16 protein-coding genes and 2 tRNA genes are annotated in these 19,027 nt (G+C 44.6%); 3 read left to right on the top strand and 15 right to left on the bottom strand.

The window, feature by feature from the left end; all coding sequences use genetic code 11:
* Window positions 1–66 precede the first annotated feature (66 nt).
* From truB to rlmE, 12 genes are all read right to left on the bottom strand, one after another.
* Window positions 67–1,020 carry a tRNA pseudouridine(55) synthase TruB gene (truB, locus tag AB6E85_RS17775; protein ID WP_017059233.1) on the bottom strand — a complete coding sequence of 318 codons (954 nt, stop codon included), beginning with the start codon at window positions 1,018–1,020 and terminating at the stop codon, window positions 67–69.
* The gene (gene rbfA / locus AB6E85_RS17770) at window positions 1,020–1,433 is read right to left on the bottom strand and encodes a 30S ribosome-binding factor RbfA (protein WP_017065964.1); all 414 of its coding nucleotides are present in this window, start codon (window positions 1,431–1,433) and stop codon (window positions 1,020–1,022) included. The genes truB and rbfA overlap by 1 nt, the downstream gene beginning before the upstream one ends.
* Window positions 1,434–1,567: 134 nt before the next feature.
* Complete coding sequence (gene infB, locus AB6E85_RS17765) at window positions 1,568–4,258, bottom strand: translation initiation factor IF-2 (protein ID WP_017059231.1); 2,691 nt, start codon at window positions 4,256–4,258, stop codon at window positions 1,568–1,570.
* A gap of 22 nt (window positions 4,259–4,280) precedes the next feature.
* Window positions 4,281–5,768: a transcription termination factor NusA gene (gene nusA, locus AB6E85_RS17760; RefSeq protein WP_017059230.1), complete on the bottom strand. Its 1,488-nt coding sequence runs from the start codon at window positions 5,766–5,768 to the stop codon at window positions 4,281–4,283.
* A 35-nt stretch (window positions 5,769–5,803) separates the two neighbouring features.
* Window positions 5,804–6,259, bottom strand: a complete 456-nt coding sequence (gene rimP / locus AB6E85_RS17755) for a ribosome maturation factor RimP (protein ID WP_004738265.1) — start codon at window positions 6,257–6,259, stop codon at window positions 5,804–5,806.
* A 234-nt stretch (window positions 6,260–6,493) separates the two neighbouring features.
* Window positions 6,494–6,570, bottom strand: a tRNA-Met gene (locus tag AB6E85_RS17750).
* Window positions 6,571–6,623: 53 nt separating this feature from the next.
* Window positions 6,624–6,708: transfer RNA gene (locus AB6E85_RS17745), tRNA-Leu, on the bottom strand.
* Window positions 6,709–6,724: 16 nt separating this feature from the next.
* Window positions 6,725–7,057: a preprotein translocase subunit SecG gene (gene secG, locus AB6E85_RS17740; protein ID WP_017059392.1), complete on the bottom strand. Its 333-nt coding sequence runs from the start codon at window positions 7,055–7,057 to the stop codon at window positions 6,725–6,727.
* A gap of 278 nt (window positions 7,058–7,335) precedes the next feature.
* On the bottom strand, window positions 7,336–8,676 hold the full coding sequence (gene glmM / locus AB6E85_RS17735; RefSeq protein ID WP_048612306.1) for a phosphoglucosamine mutase: 1,341 nt from the start codon (window positions 8,674–8,676) through the stop codon (window positions 7,336–7,338).
* 21 nt (window positions 8,677–8,697) lie between these two features.
* Window positions 8,698–9,528: a dihydropteroate synthase gene (folP, locus tag AB6E85_RS17730; protein WP_050052697.1), complete on the bottom strand. Its 831-nt coding sequence runs from the start codon at window positions 9,526–9,528 to the stop codon at window positions 8,698–8,700.
* An 88-nt stretch (window positions 9,529–9,616) separates the two neighbouring features.
* On the bottom strand, window positions 9,617–11,599 hold the full coding sequence (gene ftsH, locus AB6E85_RS17725) for an ATP-dependent zinc metalloprotease FtsH (protein WP_372143408.1): 1,983 nt from the start codon (window positions 11,597–11,599) through the stop codon (window positions 9,617–9,619).
* A 107-nt stretch (window positions 11,600–11,706) separates the two neighbouring features.
* Entirely contained in the window at window positions 11,707–12,336 is a 630-nt protein-coding gene (gene rlmE, locus AB6E85_RS17720) for a 23S rRNA (uridine(2552)-2'-O)-methyltransferase RlmE (protein WP_017059396.1), read from the bottom strand.
* A gap of 114 nt (window positions 12,337–12,450) precedes the next feature.
* On the opposite strand from rlmE, the gene yhbY reads away from it, so the two are divergent.
* A complete protein-coding gene (yhbY, locus tag AB6E85_RS17715) occupies window positions 12,451–12,747 on the top strand; it encodes a ribosome assembly RNA-binding protein YhbY (protein WP_004738252.1) in 297 nt (98 codons plus the stop codon).
* Between the two features lie 125 nt (window positions 12,748–12,872).
* On the opposite strand, the gene greA is transcribed toward yhbY, so the two are convergent.
* Window positions 12,873–13,346 (bottom strand): transcription elongation factor GreA, encoded by a 474-nt coding sequence (gene greA / locus AB6E85_RS17710; protein ID WP_372143406.1) that lies wholly within the window; start codon window positions 13,344–13,346, stop codon window positions 12,873–12,875.
* Between the two features lie 520 nt (window positions 13,347–13,866).
* Here greA and AB6E85_RS17705 point away from each other — a divergent pair.
* Together AB6E85_RS17705 and dacB are read left to right on the top strand one after the other, a co-directional pair.
* Window positions 13,867–14,913: a porin gene (locus tag AB6E85_RS17705; RefSeq protein ID WP_372143404.1), complete on the top strand. Its 1,047-nt coding sequence runs from the start codon at window positions 13,867–13,869 to the stop codon at window positions 14,911–14,913.
* A 111-nt stretch (window positions 14,914–15,024) separates the two neighbouring features.
* Window positions 15,025–16,452: a serine-type D-Ala-D-Ala carboxypeptidase gene (dacB, locus tag AB6E85_RS17700; protein ID WP_372143402.1), complete on the top strand. Its 1,428-nt coding sequence runs from the start codon at window positions 15,025–15,027 to the stop codon at window positions 16,450–16,452.
* A gap of 110 nt (window positions 16,453–16,562) precedes the next feature.
* Here the strand turns inward: dacB and AB6E85_RS17695 are convergent, their stop codons facing one another.
* Both AB6E85_RS17695 and tyrS read right to left on the bottom strand, forming a co-directional pair.
* Window positions 16,563–17,408 (bottom strand): magnesium transporter, encoded by an 846-nt coding sequence (locus AB6E85_RS17695; protein WP_017068902.1) that lies wholly within the window; start codon window positions 17,406–17,408, stop codon window positions 16,563–16,565.
* 383 nt (window positions 17,409–17,791) lie between these two features.
* A complete protein-coding gene (gene tyrS / locus AB6E85_RS17690; RefSeq protein ID WP_017059402.1) occupies window positions 17,792–18,979 on the bottom strand; it encodes a tyrosine--tRNA ligase in 1,188 nt (395 codons plus the stop codon).
* Window positions 18,980–19,027: the final 48 nt, after the last annotated feature.

Below are 19,027 nucleotides of genomic sequence, written 5' to 3'. Positions count from 1 at the left end.
GTTCGCTTTCTGTCTTATTTGCTCGCATTTCAAGGCAAACCGCTAAGATCTGACTCGATATAAGCGCTAAGCTTGTGGCTCTTCATCTCTGAAAACAACCAAACGCTTCGGTGCAACTCGGCCATCTTCAGCAATCTGAGCAACGCCGACAAACAGCTTCTCTTCGCCACTTGTCATACGAACCGTGCCTTCAGTTGGCGCACCAGCAACCTGAACTGGCATACCGTGCTGAACTAAGTCAGTCAGTTCCGCGTTCAGGTTTACTTCTGGTAAGTCTTCAACGGCAGTGTCCATTGGCATCAGCAGTGGATCAAGCAGCTCTTTCGGTGCAATTTCTTGCGCCTGTGCTTGCTCTAGGATCTCGTTTAACTGCTCCAAAGTCACCATACGCTCGTATGGGTACTTTGCGACACCTGTACGACGAAGCATGGTCACGTGAGCACCACAACCTAGCATTTCACCAAGATCGTCGGTAATTGTGCGGATGTATGTGCCTTTCGAACAATGCACTTCCATTTCAACTTCATCACCTTCAAAGCGAAGCAGTTCAATAGAGTACACAGTGATCTTACGAGACTCACGAGGAACCTCGATACCTGCACGTGCGTACTCGTACAAAGGCTTACCTTGATACTTCAATGCCGAAAACATTGATGGTATCTGATCGGTTTCACCCTTGAAGCTCGCAATGCAACGCTCAAGCTGTTCTTGAGTCACGTTAACATCACGTGTCTCTACCACTTCACCATCAGAGTCAGAGGTATTGGTACGCTCACCAAGCTTAGCGATAACAACGTAGCGCTTATCAGAATCTAGAAGAAACTGAGAGAACTTCGTCGCTTCACCAAGACAAATTGGCAGCATGCCAGTCGCAAGAGGATCCAGAGCACCGGTGTGCCCTGCCTTCTCTGCAAAGTAAATACGCTTTACTTTTTGCAGTGCATCATTAGACGAAATGCCAGTCGGCTTATCTAATAGAATTACCCCGTTGATAGGGCGACCTTTACGACGGCGAGCCATTACTCTTCGCCCTTAGACTGAGTTTCGTCAGTGCGGCCAGCTTCTTCTTGCTTACGTTTGTCGTCGTTCAGAACTTCACTTACTAGGTTAGACATACGCATGCCTTCTACTAGTGTGTTGTCGTAAGTAAAACGAACTTCAGGCGTTAGACGGTGGCGAATACGCTTACCAAGAGCCATACGAACTGGCACTTCATGCTCTTTAAGAGCTTTAAGACATGATTCAGGAGTTTGCTCACCAACACATAGGAAAGTCACGAACACTTTTGCATAAGCAAGGTCACGAGACACTTCTACGTCTGAGATAGTTACCATACCAATACGTGAGTCACGAACTTCACGTTGTAGGATAAGCGCAAGCTCTTTTTGAAGCTGCTGAGACACACGTTGTGTGCGGCTAAATTCTTTTGACATTTTCTTTTCTCACTTAGAAAGATGGGGGGCTTGGTAATTACCAGCCCCCCATGGTGTATTCAACAACCGATTACTTATTACCTTTACTAGTAATGTTAGTAACCTTAGTCAATATGTCGAGTCGTACAGACTGATTAGTCTAGAGTACGTTTAACCTCAACGATTTCGAATACTTCGATCTGGTCACCAACGCGAACGTCGTTGTAGTTCTTAACGCCGACACCACACTCGTAACCGTTCTTAACTTCTTGTACGTCATCTTTAAAGCGACGAAGTGACTCTAGTTCACCTTCGTAGATAACAACGTTTTCACGAAGTACACGGATTGGGTTGCTACGCTTAATCGTACCTTCAGTAACGATACAACCAGCGATTGCACCAAGTTTAGGCGACTTAAATACGTCACGAACTTGTGCAAGACCAATGATCTCTTGACGGAATTCAGGAGCAAGCATACCGCCCATCGCCTGTTTAACTTCGTCAATCAGTTGGTAAATGATTGAGTAGTAACGTAGATCTAGGTTTTCGTTCTGAACCGTGTTACGCGCAGTTGCGTCAGCACGAACGTTGAAACCAAGGATGATAGCGTTAGAAGCTGCAGCAAGAGTTGCATCAGTTTCAGTAATACCACCAACACCAGAACCTACGATGTTCACTTTAACTTCGTCAGTAGACAGTTTCAGTAGAGAGTCAGCAATCGCTTCTACAGAACCTTGAACGTCAGCTTTAAGTACAACGTTAAGCTCAGCAACTTCGCCAGCCGTCATGTTCGCGAACATGTTCTCTAGTTTCGCTTTTTGTTGGCGAGCTAGTTTAACATCACGGAATTTACCTTGACGGTAGTTCGCAACTTCACGTGCTTTACGCTCATCACGTACAACTGTCGCTTCATCGCCTGACGAAGGAACACCAGAAAGACCTAGAATTTCTACAGGGATAGATGGACCTGCAGTTTCGATGTCTTTACCGTTTTCATCACGCATTGCACGAACACGGCCGTACTCTTGACCACAAAGAACGATGTCGCCTTTGTTTAGAGTACCAGACTGTACTAGTACTGTTGCAACTGGACCGCGACCTTTATCAAGACGAGATTCAACAACAACACCAGACGCCATGCCTTCCTTAACCGCTGTAAGTTCAAGAACTTCAGACTGAAGAAGGATTGCTTCTAGAAGACCATCGATGTTTGTACCCTGTTTAGCAGAGATGTGAACGAAGATGTTCTCACCACCCCATTCTTCAGGGATAACGTCGTATTGAGCTAGCTCGTTCTTAACGTTGTCTGGGTTTGCACCCTCTTTATCGATCTTGTTCACAGCAACAATCAGAGGAACGCCTGCCGCTTTCGCGTGCTGGATTGCTTCGATTGTTTGTGGCATTACGCCATCGTCTGCTGCAACTACAAGTACAACGATATCTGTCGCTTGAGCACCACGAGCACGCATAGCTGTAAACGCCGCGTGTCCAGGAGTATCAAGGAAAGTGATCATGCCGTTGTCAGTATCTACGTGGTAAGCACCAATGTGCTGCGTGATACCGCCAGCTTCGCCAGAAGCAACGTGTGCTTTACGAATGTAATCAAGTGTTGAAGTTTTACCGTGGTCAACGTGACCCATGATAGTAACAACAGGAGCACGACCTTCAGCGATAGCATCGCTATCACGGTCAGCTAGTACTGCTTCTTCAAGTTCGTTTTCTTTACGTAGGATTACCTTGTGACCCATTTCTTCAGCAACAAGTTGTGCTGTTTCTTGGTCGATCACTTGGTTGATAGTCGCCATAGCGCCCATCTTCATCATTACTTTGATAACTTCAGTTGCTTTAACTGACATTTTGCTAGCCAGTTCAGAAACAACGATAGTTTCGCCGATAGCAACGTCAGATTTAGCAACAGTCGCTGACTTATCGAAGCCTTGCTGCATTGAAGTTGGTTTAGCAAGCTTACCTTTACCGCCACGACCACGTTGGTTACGACCACCACGGTTGTTTGCAGGTTGGTTAGCAGGAGCTGCTTTCTTCTTGCGACGACGAGGTGCTTTCTCATCTTTCTTATCTGCCGCATCTTCAGCTTCACGAGCGTAAGTAGAAGTAGTCACATGGTAATCCGCAGATTTCTCTTGCTCTTTCTTCTTCTTCTCTTCTTCAGACCAACGTTCTTGGTTCTCTTCTGCTAACTTACGAGCTTCTTCAACAAGCTTAGCTGCTTCAGCTTCTGCTTTACGAGTTGCTTCTAGCTCTTGACGAGCTTTAAGTTCATCCGCTTCTTTTTTCGCTTGTGCGTTAGCGTCTGCATTTTTTGAATTCATGTCTTTTTTAGCCTTTTCAGCTTGTGCGCGTTGAGCCTTCTCTTCAGCTTCACGTTTTGCATCCGCTTCACGTGTTACTTTTTCTTCGGCTTCGCGCTGTGCTTTCTCTGCAGCATCACGTTTCGCTTGCTCTTCAGCATCGCGTTGTGCTTTCTCTTCCGCTTCACGATTAGCTACTTCCTCAGCTTCACGTTTCGCTTCATCTTCAATAGTGCTGCGCTTCACGTAAGTACGCTTTTTACGTACCTCTACTTGAACATCCTTACTCTTACCGCCTCCAGCGGCAACACTTAGCGTGCTGCGGGTCTTGCGTTGAAGAGTTAAACGAGTCGGTTCTGTTTCGCCTGAAGTATCGCCGTGCTCCTTTTTAAGGTGCGTTAGCAATGTTTGCTTCTCTGAATCAGTCACTTGATCCGACCCTGCTTTCTTCATGCCTGCATCAGCAAGTTGTTCAATTAAGCGGTCAACTGGCGTACCAATCTCTTCACTCAGTGCTTTAACTGTTAATTGTGTCATACCGCTTTCTCTCCTTGCTGAATTATTCTTCGTCGCCGAACCAACAGATGTTACGCGCAGCCATAATTAGCTCGCCTGCACGTTCTGCAGTTAGGTCTTCGATGCCTTCTAGTTCATCAACGCCTTGGTCAGCTAGGTCTTCCAATGTCGCAACGCCTTTTGCTGCTAGCTTGTAAGCCATTTCACGCTCAAGACCTTCAAGTGCAAGTAAGTCTTCAGCAGGCTCAACACCGTCGAAAGTTTCTTCTTTCGCTAGCGCTAGAGTAGTCAGTGCGTCTTTTGCGCGGTTACGTAGTTCTTCAACGATACCTTCGTCTAGACCATCTACTTCAAGAAGCTCGTTCACAGGAACGTATGCTACTTCTTCAAGCGTAGAGAAGCCTTCTTCAACAAGCATTTGAGCAAAGTCTTCTTCAATGTCTAGGTGCTTCATGAAGTTTTCAATAGAAGCAACTGCTTCTTCTTGGTGCTTCTTCTCAAGATCAGCAACAGTCATTACGTTCAGTTCCCAACCAGTAAGTTGAGAAGCTAGACGTACGTTTTGACCGCTACGGCCAATCGCTTGTGCTAGGTTATCCGCTTCAACAGCGATATCCATAGAGTGTGCGTCTTCATCAACGATGATTGAAGCAACATCAGCAGGAGCCATTGCGTTGATTACGAATTGAGCCGGGTTATCATCCCAAAGAACGATATCAATACGCTCACCACCAAGATCGTTAGAAACAGCTTGTACACGTGCGCCACGCATACCAACACACGCACCAACTGGGTCAATACGTTTGTCGTTTGTTTTCACAGCGATTTTAGCACGAGAACCAGCGTCACGTGCAGCACCTTTAAGTTCAATTAGCTCTTCACCAATCTCAGGCACTTCAACACGGAATAGTTCAGCTAGCATTTCTGGCTTCGAACGAGTAACGAAAAGCTGGAAACCACGAGCTTCTGGTTTAACTGCGTAAAGAAGACCACGAACACGGTCACCTGGACGGAAGTTTTCACGAGGAAGTTGGTCATCACGAAGGATTACCGCTTCAGCGTTGTTACCTAGGTCTAGGATAATAGTGTCACGGTTAACTTTCTTAACTGCGCCAGTTACTAGCTCGCCTTCGTTATCGATGAACTGCTCAACGATTTGAGCGCGTTCAGCTTCACGTACTTTCTGTACGATAACTTGCTTAGCCGTTTGAGTCGTAATACGGTCAAACGTTACTGATTCGATATCATCTTCAATGAAACCGCCAAGTTCGATCTCTGGGTCATCGTACTTTGCAGCTTCAATAGAGATTTCTTTTGTTGGGAATTCAACTTCCTCAACAGCTTCCCAACGACGGAAAGTTTCGAAATCACCCGTTTTACGGTCAATTTCAACACGAACTTCAATTTCTAGTTCGCTTTTCTTTTTTGTTGCCGTTGCAAGCGCGATTTCAAGCGCTTCAAAAATACGCTCACGAGGAACTGCTTTCTCATTTGAAACAGCTTCTACTACCGCCAAAATTTCTTTGTTCATTAATCTAGCCTCTTAAGCTCTTCTCTCTAGGAGAACTAAAATTTAGGGATCAGGTTAGCTTTCGCAATATTGCTCAGGACGAATTCTTCTTCTTGTCCTTCAACCAATACTTTCACTGTCTCGCCTTCGATAGATTGGATATCACCTTTCCATTTACGACGGTTGCCGACAGCCATTTTCAAAACGATGCTTACCTCGTGACCAATAAATTGTTGGTAATGCTCTGCTTTGAACAGTGGTCTCTCTAGACCTGGTGAAGACACTTCAAGGTTATAAGCCACTGAAATTGGATCTTCAACGTCCATTACGGCACTTACTTGGTGACTAACTTCAGCGCAATCATCTACATTGATACCGTTTGGTGAATCGATGTAAATACGTAGCGTTGAGTGCTCACCAGCACGAATAAATTCTAATCCAACTAACTCATAACCTGATGCTGCTACTGGAGCGTCAAGCATTTCAGTAAGTTGTCTTTCTAAACCAGTCATTTAACCACTCCAGAAACAAAAAAAGGGCTCAAAGCCCAATTTAAATTCCAAGCAAACATTATCTAAATACATTTACAAATGCTTAGATAACAAAAAACCCCGTATAAGCCGGGGTTTTTGTTGCTGGACCCTTATATGTTAAGCGCCATCACATTCGATATCGCACTTAACTCACAGTGAGGTTCACACTGTGCAAACTTGCTACCAATACAAGCTATATAATAGCATTGAAATTGGTTGCGGGAGCCGGATTTGAACCGACGACCTTCGGGTTATGAGCCCGACGAGCTACCAAACTGCTCCATCCCGCGTCCGACTTGCGAGCATTATACGCCCAACAAGATGTTTTACAAGTTTGTAAACATGGTGCCGAGAGAGGGACTCGAACCCTCACACCCTAAGGCACTAGCACCTCATGCTAGCGTGTCTACCAATTTCACCATCTCGGCATCAAATCTTTACAGATTATTGTGGAATTTCGTCGCCTTGCGCCGGAACTTCACTCACTGCATCATCAGCTTGTTGAATTACCTGACCTTGGGTCGGGTCAATCCATTGTGACTCAGTTTTATGTGTAGACATATTACCAAGCACTAAGCTAAGGATAAAAAATGTAGTTGCAAAAATTGCAGTCATTCGGGTAAGGAAATTTCCTGAGCCACCAGCACCAAACACAGTGTTTGAAGCGCCAGCACCGAAAGAGGCTCCCATATCTGCGCCTTTACCTTGTTGAATCAACACTAGGCCAATTACACCAAGCGCTGCCAACAGGTAAATCACAAGTAGAACTGTAAACATTTTTCCACCTATGTTCCTAATTGTTGAGCCAGCGCCGTTCAAAAAACTATTTTTAAGAACAAGGCTAGCGACCTCCTAACTGAAGGCCGAGCAATACTAGCGAATGCGACGATGGCTGACAAGGAGAATTTGCTAAAAAATAAGCCTTTACCAAGTGAATGGTCAAAAAAAGGTCAAAAGCGACACAAAACTCATTTACGTCTCTTTTGACCGTGATATAACTCAATCACTTCTAATCACAGGCGCTATTCGTTACGCCGGTTAAGTAAAAGGTTAAATTAGCAGTTTGCTTTTACTGCATCTGCAATCTTAAGCGCAGACGCTTGAACAAGCTCTGCATCTTCGCCTTCAACCATGACACGCAGTAGTGGCTCGGTACCAGACTTGCGTAATAGCACGCGGCCTTTCTCGCCAAGCTCTGCTTCCACTTCAACAACCGCTGCTTTTACCGCTTCGGCTTCTAGTGGATTAGAATCTCCGCTGAAACGAACGTTTTCTAAAACTTGAGGGTACAACGTCATGCCTTGAGACAGCTCATTCAGTGTCATTTCGCTATCAACAACTGAAGCCAACACTTGCAGAGCAGCAACGATAGCATCACCCGTCGTCACTTTATCCAGTAGGATAACGTGCCCCGAGTTTTCAGCACCGATCTTCCAGCCTTTAGCAAGAAGCTGCTCCATCACGTAACGGTCACCAACAGCAGCACGAACAAACGGAATACCTAACTGCTTAAGGCCGTTTTCCATACCAAGGTTGGTCATTAGTGTACCAACAACGCCGCCTTTCAACTCACCGCGACGCAGTGCATCACGAGCAATGATGTAAGCAATTTGGTCACCATCAATTTTGTTACCTAGCTCGTCAACCATGATGATACGGTCACCATCACCATCAAAGCCAAGACCTAATGCCGCTTTCTCTTCAAGCACTTTTGCTTGCAGAGCACGTACATCCGTCGCACCTACTTCGTGGTTAATGTTAGTACCGTTTGGCTCAACACCAATCGCAATAACTTCTGCACCCAGCTCTTTAAATACAGCAGGAGCAATATGGTAAGTCGCACCATGTGCACAATCGACAACAATCTTCATTCCTGCAAGCGTCATATGATTTGGGAATGTGCTCTTACAGAATTCAATGTAACGGCCAGCCGCATCGTTCAAACGTACCGCTTTACCAAGTTCGAATGAGTCAACACATTCGATGTCTTTATCCAATTCAGCTTCAATCGCCAACTCGATATCGTCCGGCAGTTTTGTTCCCTCAGAAGAGAAGAACTTGATACCGTTATCGTAGTAAGGGTTGTGCGATGCAGAGATAACAATACCCGCTTCAGCGCGGAAGGTTTGAGTTAGGTAAGCAACAGCAGGTGTTGGCATTGGGCCAGTAAACGTAGCCTGAAGACCAGCAGCAGCAAGGCCAGCTTCTAGCGCAGACTCCAACATGTAGCCAGAGATACGAGTATCTTTACCAATGATGACTTTCTTTGTGCCTTGCTTCGCAAGAACACGACCCGCAGCCCAGCCAAGCTTCAGAACAAAATCAGGTGTAATCGGGTACTGGCCAACTTTGCCACGTACACCATCTGTGCCGAAGTAACGTCTCTTATCAGACATATTGATTTTCCTTAATTATGATTAGTGATTGTTATTCATCACTTCGATTATCTTCATCGCTTCCAATGTATCTTCAACATCGTGAACGCGAATAATTTGTGCACCTTTGATTGCAGCGATGGTAGCGCAAGTGACGCTAGCGACCATGCAATCTGCTGGAGCTTTGTCTAGTAGCTTAAAGATCATCGATTTTCTCGACATCCCCGCTAAGACGGGCAACCCAAGCGTGTGAAATTTTTCAAGGTGCGCTAATAGGTGGTAATTATGCTCAATGGTTTTACCAAAGCCAAAACCAGGATCCAGAATCAGCTGCTCTTTTGATATGCCAACAGCCTCACAAGCCTCCACCCTTTCTTTTAAGAACGCTTCAACATCCGTTAGAACATCATCGTAATTTGGGTTGGCTTGCATGGTTCTCGGCTGACCTTTCATGTGCATCAGGCAAACTGGCACATTAGCATCGGCCGCCGCCTCTAAAGCTCCGGGCTCTTGCAGTGCGCGCACATCATTGATCAAATCAGCCCCCGCTTCAACGGCTTGGCGCATCACTTCAGCTTTACTGGTATCAATGGAGATCCACACATCAAACTTGGCGCGAATTGCTTTAATGGCAGGAATAACGCGAGCGAGCTCTTCCTCTAAAGGAACGTCAGGTGCTCCCGGGCGAGTTGATTCACCACCAATGTCAATAATGCTAACACCAGCTTGAATCATTCGCTCTGCTTGCACTAAAGCATTATCTAATGAATTGAATTTTCCGCCATCAGAGAAAGAGTCAGGCGTAACATTGAGGATACCCATCACATGTGGGCGGTCTAAAACGAGCGTTTTATTATGTGCTTTTAATATCATGGAAGGCGGGTCTTAAAGGTAAAAACATCTTAGGCTAGAAACAGAAAAACCCTGAGCGTACTCAGGGTTTTAATTTAAAGCTTAGCAATTAAGAATCTTTGTTTTGAGCATCATCTGTTTCAGATTTAACTTCTTCAACTTTCGACTCTTCAACTTTCGACTCTTCAGCTTTTGGTTCGGCTGTTGCTTCTTCTGATTTCGCTTCAGGTTTAGCTTCTTCCTTTGCAGGTTCTGCTTTCGCCTGATCACCCCAACCAGCTGGCTCACGAATGTCGTCTTTACGTTCCATCAAGTCATCAATCTGACCTGCATCAATCGTTTCAAACTTCATTAGCGCGTCTTTCATCGAGTGCATGATATCCATGTTCTCTTCAAGAATTTGCTTCGCACGAGCATAGTTACGGTCGATTAGAATACGAATTTCTTCATCGATCAGCTTAGTCGTATCGTCAGAAACATGTTTCGCTTGGCTCATACCGCGACCTAGGAAAACTTCGCCTTCTTCTTCAGCATATAGAAGAGGACCCAGTTTTTCAGAGAAGCCCCACTGCGTTACCATCTTACGAGCAATATCAGTTGCACGTTCGATATCGTTAGACGCACCAGTCGAAACTTTGTCTTTACCGTAGATAAGTTCTTCAGCAAGACGACCACCGTACAAGCTAGAGATCATTGATTCTAGGTGTTGGCGAGACATGCTTACGCGATCTTGCTCTGGTAGGTACATAGTTACACCGAGCGCACGACCACGTGGAATGATTGAAACCTTGTACACAGGATCGTGTTCAGGCACCAAACGACCAACAATTGCGTGACCCGCTTCGTGGTAAGCCGTTGACTCTTTCACTTCTTCAGACATAACCATCGAACGGCGCTCTGCACCCATCATAATTTTGTCTTTTGCAAGTTCAAACTCAACCATAGATACGTTGCGCTTGTTACCACGAGCAGCAAATAGCGCCGCTTCGTTCACAAGGTTCGCAAGATCTGCACCAGAGAAGCCTGGAGTACCACGAGCAATCAAAGATGGTTCAACATCACCTGATAGTGGCACTTTACGCATGTGTACTTTAAGAATCTGTTCACGACCACGTACATCTGGTAGACCAACCACAACCTGACGGTCAAAACGACCAGGACGAAGTAATGCAGGGTCTAGTACGTCTGGACGGTTAGTCGCAGCGATAACGATAATACCTTCGTTACCTTCGAATCCATCCATCTCAACCAGCATTTGGTTCAGTGTTTGTTCACGTTCATCGTGACCACCACCAACACCAGCGCCACGTTGACGACCTACGGCATCAATTTCATCAATAAAGATGATACAAGGTGCCGCTTTCTTCGCTTGTTCGAACATGTCACGCACACGAGATGCACCAACACCAACAAACATTTCAACGAAGTCAGAACCAGAGATAGTAAAGAACGGTACTTTCGCTTCACCGGCAATCGCTTTTGCAAGCAATGTTTTACCCGTACCAGGAGGACCAACCAACAGGATACCTGTCGGGATCTTACCACCTAGTTTTTGGAAGCGGCTTGGGTCACGAAGGTAATCCACAAGCTCTTTCACGTCTTCTTTTGCTTCGTCACAACCAGCAACATCAGCAAACATCGTTTTGATTTGTTCTTCGCTCATCATTCGAGCTTTACTCTTACCGAAAGACATAGCGCCTTTACCGCCGCCGCCGCCTTGCATTTGACGCATGAAGAAAATCCATACACCAATCAGTAAGATCATTGGGAACCATGAGATGAAGATAGTGCCAAGCAGGCTCTGCTCTTCAGGTGGTGTACCCTGAACTTTTACGTTTTGATTAATTAAGTCATCAAGTAGCTTTTGATCATAAACAGGCATGTAAGTTACATACTTAGAACCACCACCACGACGTGTGAAAGTGATTTCGCTGTTATTGAACTGTGCGTCTTGAATCTGGCCTTGGCCAACTTCCTGTACAAACGTGGTGTAATCTACTGCTCTGCCGTTACTTTCCCCAGGGCCGAAGCTCTGGAATACCGACATCAACACTACCGCGATAACAAGCCACAGAATTAAATTTTTTGCCATGTCACTCAAGGTGTAAGCCTCTCGATAACTAATTGTAATTAAAGGTAGGGTACTACAGTTTGTAACCTGTAGCCATGTTGTTAACTCTCACTCTTGGAAGAGAATCGTTAACCTTTGTAACCAGTGGCTACGATAAACACTTCACGAGATCGAGCTCGAGAAGAGTCGGGTTTTCTAACTTTTACTGTTTTAAACATCTCGCGGACGTCCTTAACGTATTGGTCAAACCCTTCGCCTTGGAATACTTTTACAACAAAACTACCATTGGTAGCTAGAACTTGTCGACACATATCCAAAGCTAATTCAACTAAATACATAGCTCTTGGCTGATCCACAGAATTGTTGCCTGCTATATTAGGTGCCATATCTGACATCACGACATCAACCATGTTTGGTTGTATACGTTCCAACAAGGCATCTAGCACAGCTTCTTCGCGGAAATCGCCTTGTAAAAAGCTAACACCAGCAATCGGATCCATTGGTAACAAGTCACACGCAATGATTTGTCCGTTGTCTCCAACAATCTTAGCAGCATATTGAGACCAACCGCCAGGTGCTGCACCCAAATCCACAATGGTCATCCCAGGAGACAGCAATTTATCTTTCGTTTGAATCTCTTCCATTTTGAAATAAGCACGTGAACGATAGCCTTTCTTTCTTGCTTCATTTGCGTACTTGTCGTCGAAGTGTTCCTTCAACCAACGGCCTGAACTGGCCGAGTGTTTCTGTTTGCTCATTGGATACCTAAATTGGAGGAAAGTACTAATTGCTGAATAAATTATAGTCTTCAGCTTTAGATGGCGTTAAAATAGGTTTTTTCAACCCTAATAGTAAAGAAAATTGGCCGCGTAATGAACCTAAGTACCAAACAAAAGCAGCATCTAAAGGGCCTAGCTCACAGTTTAAAACCTGTTGTGCTAATGGGCGCAAATGGACTTACTGAAGCTGTTCTAGCGGAAATCGAATTAGCTCTAGACCACCACGAACTGATCAAGATTAAAGTTGCATCAGAAGACCGTGAGACTAAGCAACTGATTATCGATGCAATTGTACGTGAAACTAAAGCTGAGAAAGTACAGACTATCGGTAAAGTTCTAGTACTGTTCCGTCAGTCAGAAGCACGTAAAATCGAGATTCCACGTAAATAAGCGAGCTTAATATAAGCTAACTTCACTAATAGGAAGCCACAGCGCTTATCTTTTAGTGTAGCGTGAGAAACGAAAAAGGTCGCATTTAGCGACCTTTTTACTTATCAGAAACAAAGAAAATTCAATTAGATATATTCTACTTTGTCGATTTCGAAGTCTTTGTCACCACCAGGGGTAGAGATCATGACTTCGTCGCCTTCCATTTTACCGATAAGACCGCTAGCAATTGGCGATTTCACAGAAATGCGACCCGTTTTGATGTCTGCTTCGTCTTCTGAAACGATTTGGTAGCGGAACTCATCATCGGTATCCACATCAATCAGTGTCACTGTCGTACCAAAGATAATCTTGCCCGTATTATCCATTTGCGTTACATCGATGATCTGAGCCAGTGATAGCTTATATTCAATATCACGGATCTGAGCTTCACAAATACCCTGCTCTTCACGAGCGGCATGGTATTCAGCATTCTCTTTCAAGTCACCTAGTTCACGTGCTTCACCAATAGCTGCTGAGATAACAGGGCGTAGCTTAAGTAGGCGATCTAATTCGTCACGTAGCTGCTGAGCGCCACGTACTGTCATTGGAACCTTTTCCATTTTTTACCTCTATGCCAAAGCTTTCTTTGGCCAACATAAATACACCCAACGTATTTATTGGGTGATAGAAACAAAACGATTTGGCTTAGTGTAAACAAACTTTATGGCTAAATCACCTTTATTCCACTTTGCGTTATAAAAGCTTTATCTAGGTCTAAATTACAGACATCACAAAAATGAATAATAACTCCCCCATCAATAAGTAGAGAGTTAAATACCTAAAAAAACAAAAAACAAAAAACAAACAAAATAAACACAGATCACACTCTTATAAAAACCACTTTAAAACAAATGCTTAAATAACAATAAATATAATAAAACAGTGTTCATTTTTTAGTTTTATATCATTTTACTAACTAACCATGGAACTTTAGAGGTAAAAAGTAACCCATGGATTGCACTGGCATTTTTCAGACTTCTGTTCTAATCATGATTATGAAGCCTGATTAATACAGGCAATACACAAAAGGGTTCAAATCCTTGATAAAACTTCTATGGACAGTAATTAGGAAATAATAACATGAACAAGACTATGATCGCGCTTGCTGTATCTGCTGCAGCTCTTGCTACTAACGCAGTGGCAGCGGACGGTAAACAAGCTGGTGGTATTGACGGTACTTCTGTATACAGCTCAAACGGCACTTCTCTAGAGATCGGTGGTCGTGCGGAAGCTCGTCTATCTCTAAAAGATGGCAAAGCACAAGACAACTCTCGTGTACGTCTAAACTTCCTAGGTAAAGTTGAAATCCAAGACGGCCTATACGGCGTTGGTTTCTACGAAGGTGAATACACTACAGCTGACAACACAGTAGTTGTTGACGGCGACACAACTTCTGGTAGCGATATTGACCACCGTTACACTTACGCTGGTATTGGCGGTGCATTCGGTGAAGTAACATACGGTAAGAACGACGGCGCGCTAGGCGTAATCACAGACTTTACCGATATCATGTCTTACCACGGCAATTCAGCGGCATACAAAATTGCAGCAGCTGACCGTACAGACAACATGCTTTCTTACAAAGGTCAATTCCAAGATCTAGGTGTTAAAGCAAGCTACCGCTTCGCAGATCGTACTGACGCAGTTGACGGCGGTTACGCAGACAACAACGAAGACGGCTACTCGCTATCTGGTATCTACGCAATCGGCGACTCTGGCTTTAAGCTAGGTGCAGGTTACGCTGACCAAGACGATCAAAACGAATACATGCTATCGGCGTCTTTCCGCACTGAAGCTCTTTACTTTGCAGGTGTATTCACTGATGGTGAATTACAGAAAGATAACGGTGATTACACTGGTTACGAATTCGCAACGGCTTACACGCTAGATAAAACTGCATTCACTCTAACGTACAACAACGCAGAAACTGACGGTGAAACTTCAGCTGACAACGTTGCTATCGATGCAACTTACTACTTCAAGCCTAACTTCCGTACGTACATCTCGTACAACTTCAACCTAATCTCTAAAGGTGACAAGATCGGTACTGCAGGTTTAGGTAGCGATATTGCATCTAAAGCACAAGCTGAAGATGAGCTAGCTCTAGGTCTACGTTACGACTTCTAATTCTGACTATCTAATTGATTAATTAGTTAATTGAGAATCAAAACGCCCGCGATCTAGCGGGCGTTTTTTATATCTGTATACTGAAAACATCAGCCACCCAAGAAATCTTCTATGCGCCTTCTATCCACACTACTGGTATGTAGTTTTTCCATTAGCGCTTTCTCAGTTAACGCTTACGCCCCTTTAGATAAATTGCCTGATGGTAGTAGCACCAGTGTAATTTTAGAATCCCTGAGTGGCGATTCAAACCAAATGAATTCCAACAGTGATGGCTTCTATCCACCGGCCAGTACTTTAAAGCTGGTGACAGCGTTGGCGGCTAAGTTGGAGTTAGGGGATGACTTTCACTACACGACCAGCATTGCTCGTTCTGGGAGTGACTCAATCATTTCATTTAGTGGCGACCCAACGCTGCAACGAGAACAGCTTAAAAGCCTTTTGGCTCAATACGCAAAATCTCAATCCAGAACCATAAAGGGCAACTTATATCTCGATAACTCGACTTTTACGGGCTATCAGCGAGCCGTTGGTTGGCCTTGGGACATTCTAGGCGTTTGTTACAGCGCGCCTTCTAGTGCAATGACCTTAGACAGCAACTGCGCACAAGCCTCTATTTATACAAAAGATAATGGCAGCACTCGCGTTTATATTCCCGCTCACTATCCGATAGACGTGACGACCACAGCTGCCACGGTAACTCGCTCTGGGCAGAAGGCGACACAATGCGACTTAGAGCTCATCACCACACCAGATAACGCTTACAAGCTCTCTGGTTGCTTGGTTGAGCGTAAAAAGCCACTGCCACTCAAGTTCGCGATTCAAAATCCAGAACTTTATACCTATCAAGTCGTTACGTCGCTTCTCAAAGAACTGAAAATAGAAGTAAAAGGTGATGTGATTATTGGTAAAAAAGAGAAAGCAGACAAAACCACGTTAGTCGCTAGTCACAACTCAGAAAAGCTTCCTGAACTGCTCGATATCATGCTCAAGAAGTCAGATAACCTTATCGCAGATAATCTAACTAAAACGCTAGGAGCCACATTTTATGTTCAACCAGGCAGTTTCAATAACGGTACTGAAGCGATAAAGCAGATATTGTTGACTAAGGCAAACATTGACCTCAGCAAGGCGCAGCTCGTCGATGGTTCAGGGTTATCCAGAAATAACCGAATGAGGTCACAGACCATGGCTCAAGTGCTTCGTTATATCTGGGAAAATGATCAACAGCTCAACCTGATTGAGGCTATGCCTATATCTGGCACTGATGGAACGCTCAAATACCGTCAAAGCATGAGAAAAGCACCGATTCAAGGCAACATTATCGCCAAAAGTGGTTCTCTATACGGCAGTTACAACATGGCGGGATACGGATTAGATAAGGCGGGAAAACCAAGCTCTCTCTTTGTGCAATTTGTCCGTGATTACTTCCCTGAAGAACAAGATCCAGACAAACCAGTGGAAGCCCCTATCACCCAGTTTGAGCGTGCTTTCTACAAAGATGTGGTCGAGTTCAGTCAAACACAAAGCAAATCTAAGTAATGCTTAGCTCTGTGTAAACTTCTACTTTAATAACAAAAATGGCGCTGAAGACCTTCAATCTTCAGCGCCATTTTTATTTCTCGGATGTATTTAGCTATTTTTATCAGCTTTTAAGCGATTCCTAGGAATGAGTTCACGACAGTGAAGTAGATCCACATTCCTGAGATATCCACTATCGATGCAAGTACTGGGCTCACTAACACCGCTGGATCAAGCTTAAATAGCCGAGCGACTATCGGTAACCCGCCGCCGAGTACAGTTGATATGGTCACCTGAATAAACAGCGCTACCGCAATCGCTAACGCAATCATGTTGATGTCATAACCACCTGTCGATTGGTTTTCACTGAATAGCAGAATACGCCCAATCATCACTACGGCAATCGCTAGAGCTAAACAAATAGCAACTCTAAACTCTTTCCACAGAACGTTAGCCCATTGGCGTTTTTTCAACTCACCAGTGGCTAAGGCTCTGATAACCAAAGTCGCGGCTTGTGTTCCGGTGTTACCACCAGCAGCAGCAATTACCGGCATGTAGATTGCCAAAAGTACCAACTGACTGAGAATGTCTTCATACTGAGCAATGATAAGCCCTGAGACGATTCCCAATAGTGCTAACGCAATAATCCAACCGATACGCTGCCTAACGTGGCTCATGACGCCAGTAGAAAGGTAGCCCTGCTGAGGTTCTACCTCTGAGTAGATCAGCCCTAGTTGGTGAGCTAGATGTCGAGAGCGCTTCTCAAAGCCCTGCTCTTCTAGCTCACTAAGTAAAGTCTGAATCGTACTCAAAGAGCATTGCCCCAGCACTAGCACCGCATCTTCGAGCGGCATTCGGTTCAAAAGGTTAATTTGTTGTTCACGCCCGTACTGTTGAAATGCATTCGATACAGCTTGGATGTCTTGCTCTGAGTACAGAGCTTCAATAGATAAAAAAGTGTTGTTCATTACCGTCATGGCGAATCTCCCGATTGGCAAAGGTAACGACCATCAAAACAAATAGCATAGATTTATAGATTTATAGATTTATAGATTTATGCGCACCAAGAACTGAAAGCTACTGGTGTGTCTACTTGTTAGAATCTAGTGTGTGGAAAAGAATGAGGGGAAAAACAAAGATACCCTACCTGAACGGCAGGACAATAGATCAATACCGAGACAGGTTATTCTTCTCCATTCAAACTAGGAGGATGGTCGGTATTGTTCATAAAAATCTCCAGAATTACTGTCAATTTGACAGCGCGCATAGTGTAGCAATAGGCGTTTCAAAGTTTCGTCAACTTTCGGTCAATAAAAAAGGCATCCGTGGATGCCTTTGGTTCAATTATTGATGTGCATTATTACTTAATAGTAATTCGAGCAAATTTACGCTTACCTACTTGATAAACCGCAGTTCCTGCTTCAGGTACGAATTTGCTGTCTTCAATCTTCTCGCCTTCAAGCTTAGCCGCGCCTTGCTTGATCATGCGCATCGCATCAGAAGTCGAGTTTACAAGACCTGCTTCTTTTAGAACGTTCGCAATTGGCAGACCAGCTTCGAATTCAAATTCAGGCATCTCATCAGGAACTTGGTTCTTAGCAAAACGGTTAACGAACTCTTGCTCAGCCGCTTCAGCATCTGCTTCACTGTGGAAACGAGCGATGATCTCTTTAGCAAGAAGCACTTTAACGTCACGCGGGTTCTTACCTGCATCAACGCCAGCTTTCAATTCCGCAACTTCTTCAAGAGGACGGAAAGACAGCAGCTCGTAGTAGCTCCACATTAGATCGTCAGAGATAGACATGATCTTACCAAACATCTCGCTTGGTGCTTCGCTAATACCGATGTAGTTGTGCGCAGACTTAGACATCTTCTTAACACCATCTAGACCAACAAGTAGTGGCATCATCAGTACCGCTTGTGGTTTTTGACCTGCTGCTTTTTGCAGTTCACGCCCCATTAGAAGGTTAAACTTCTGGTCAGTACCGCCAAGCTCAACGTCGCTCTCTAGTGCAACAGAGTCGTGACCTTGTAGAAGTGGGTACATAAATTCGTGGATTGCGATCGGTTGACCACCAGCGTAACGCTTTTTGAAGTCATCACGCTCAAGCATACGAGCAACAGTTTGGTTAGAAGCAAGACGAATCATACCTTCAGCACCAAGCTCAGATAGCCATTCAGAGTTGAAACGAATTTGCGTTTTCGCAGGATCTAGAATCTTGAATACTTGCTCTTTGTAAGTTTCAGCATTCTTCAATACGTCTTCACGGCTTAGCGGTGGACGTGTTGAGTTTTTACCTGATGGGTCACCAACCATTGCAGTGAAATCACCGATAAGGAATGTCACTTCATGACCAAGCTCTTGGAAAGCACGAAGCTTGTTAAAGATAACCGTATGGCCTAGGTGGATATCTGGAGCTGTTGGATCGGCACCCAGCTTAATGCGTAAAGGACGACCTTCTTTTAGTTTTGCAATCAGTTCGTCTTCTGGAATCAGTTCTTCTACGCCACGTTTGATCTCGGCTAGTGCAGCTTCAATACTCGCCATTCTTGTTCACTCCCACAGATTTGGCAAAAATACATTAATTAGACATCT

Source organism: Vibrio sp. 10N.247.311.51 (genome assembly GCF_041467855.1).
Lineage (GTDB): Bacteria > Pseudomonadota > Gammaproteobacteria > Enterobacterales > Vibrionaceae > Vibrio > Vibrio coralliirubri.
The sequence above is the reverse complement of the archived record's forward strand: the minus strand, read 5'-3'. Positions and strand labels throughout refer to the sequence as shown.

Coding starts and splice junctions, on each gene's coding strand:
- rlmE (WP_017059396.1), bottom strand. CDS start 12,336: ATGAGCAAACAGAAACACTCGGCCAGTTCAGGCCGTTGGTTGAAGGAA.
- truB (WP_017059233.1), bottom strand. CDS start 1,020: ATGGCTCGCCGTCGTAAAGGTCGCCCTATCAACGGGGTAATTCTATTA.
- AB6E85_RS17695 (WP_017068902.1), bottom strand. CDS start 17,408: ATGACGGTAATGAACAACACTTTTTTATCTATTGAAGCTCTGTACTCA.
- glmM (WP_048612306.1), bottom strand. CDS start 8,676: ATGTCTGATAAGAGACGTTACTTCGGCACAGATGGTGTACGTGGCAAA.
- secG (WP_017059392.1), bottom strand. CDS start 7,057: ATGTTTACAGTTCTACTTGTGATTTACCTGTTGGCAGCGCTTGGTGTA.
- greA (WP_372143406.1), bottom strand. CDS start 13,346: ATGGAAAAGGTTCCAATGACAGTACGTGGCGCTCAGCAGCTACGTGAC.
- rimP (WP_004738265.1), bottom strand. CDS start 6,259: ATGACTGGTTTAGAAAGACAACTTACTGAAATGCTTGACGCTCCAGTA.
- ftsH (WP_372143408.1), bottom strand. CDS start 11,599: ATGGCAAAAAATTTAATTCTGTGGCTTGTTATCGCGGTAGTGTTGATG.
- folP (WP_050052697.1), bottom strand. CDS start 9,528: ATGATATTAAAAGCACATAATAAAACGCTCGTTTTAGACCGCCCACAT.
- nusA (WP_017059230.1), bottom strand. CDS start 5,768: ATGAACAAAGAAATTTTGGCGGTAGTAGAAGCTGTTTCAAATGAGAAA.
- rbfA (WP_017065964.1), bottom strand. CDS start 1,433: ATGTCAAAAGAATTTAGCCGCACACAACGTGTGTCTCAGCAGCTTCAA.
- AB6E85_RS17705 (WP_372143404.1), top strand. CDS start 13,867: ATGAACAAGACTATGATCGCGCTTGCTGTATCTGCTGCAGCTCTTGCT.
- dacB (WP_372143402.1), top strand. CDS start 15,025: ATGCGCCTTCTATCCACACTACTGGTATGTAGTTTTTCCATTAGCGCT.
- yhbY (WP_004738252.1), top strand. CDS start 12,451: ATGAACCTAAGTACCAAACAAAAGCAGCATCTAAAGGGCCTAGCTCAC.
- infB (WP_017059231.1), bottom strand. CDS start 4,258: ATGACACAATTAACAGTTAAAGCACTGAGTGAAGAGATTGGTACGCCA.
- tyrS (WP_017059402.1), bottom strand. CDS start 18,979: ATGGCGAGTATTGAAGCTGCACTAGCCGAGATCAAACGTGGCGTAGAA.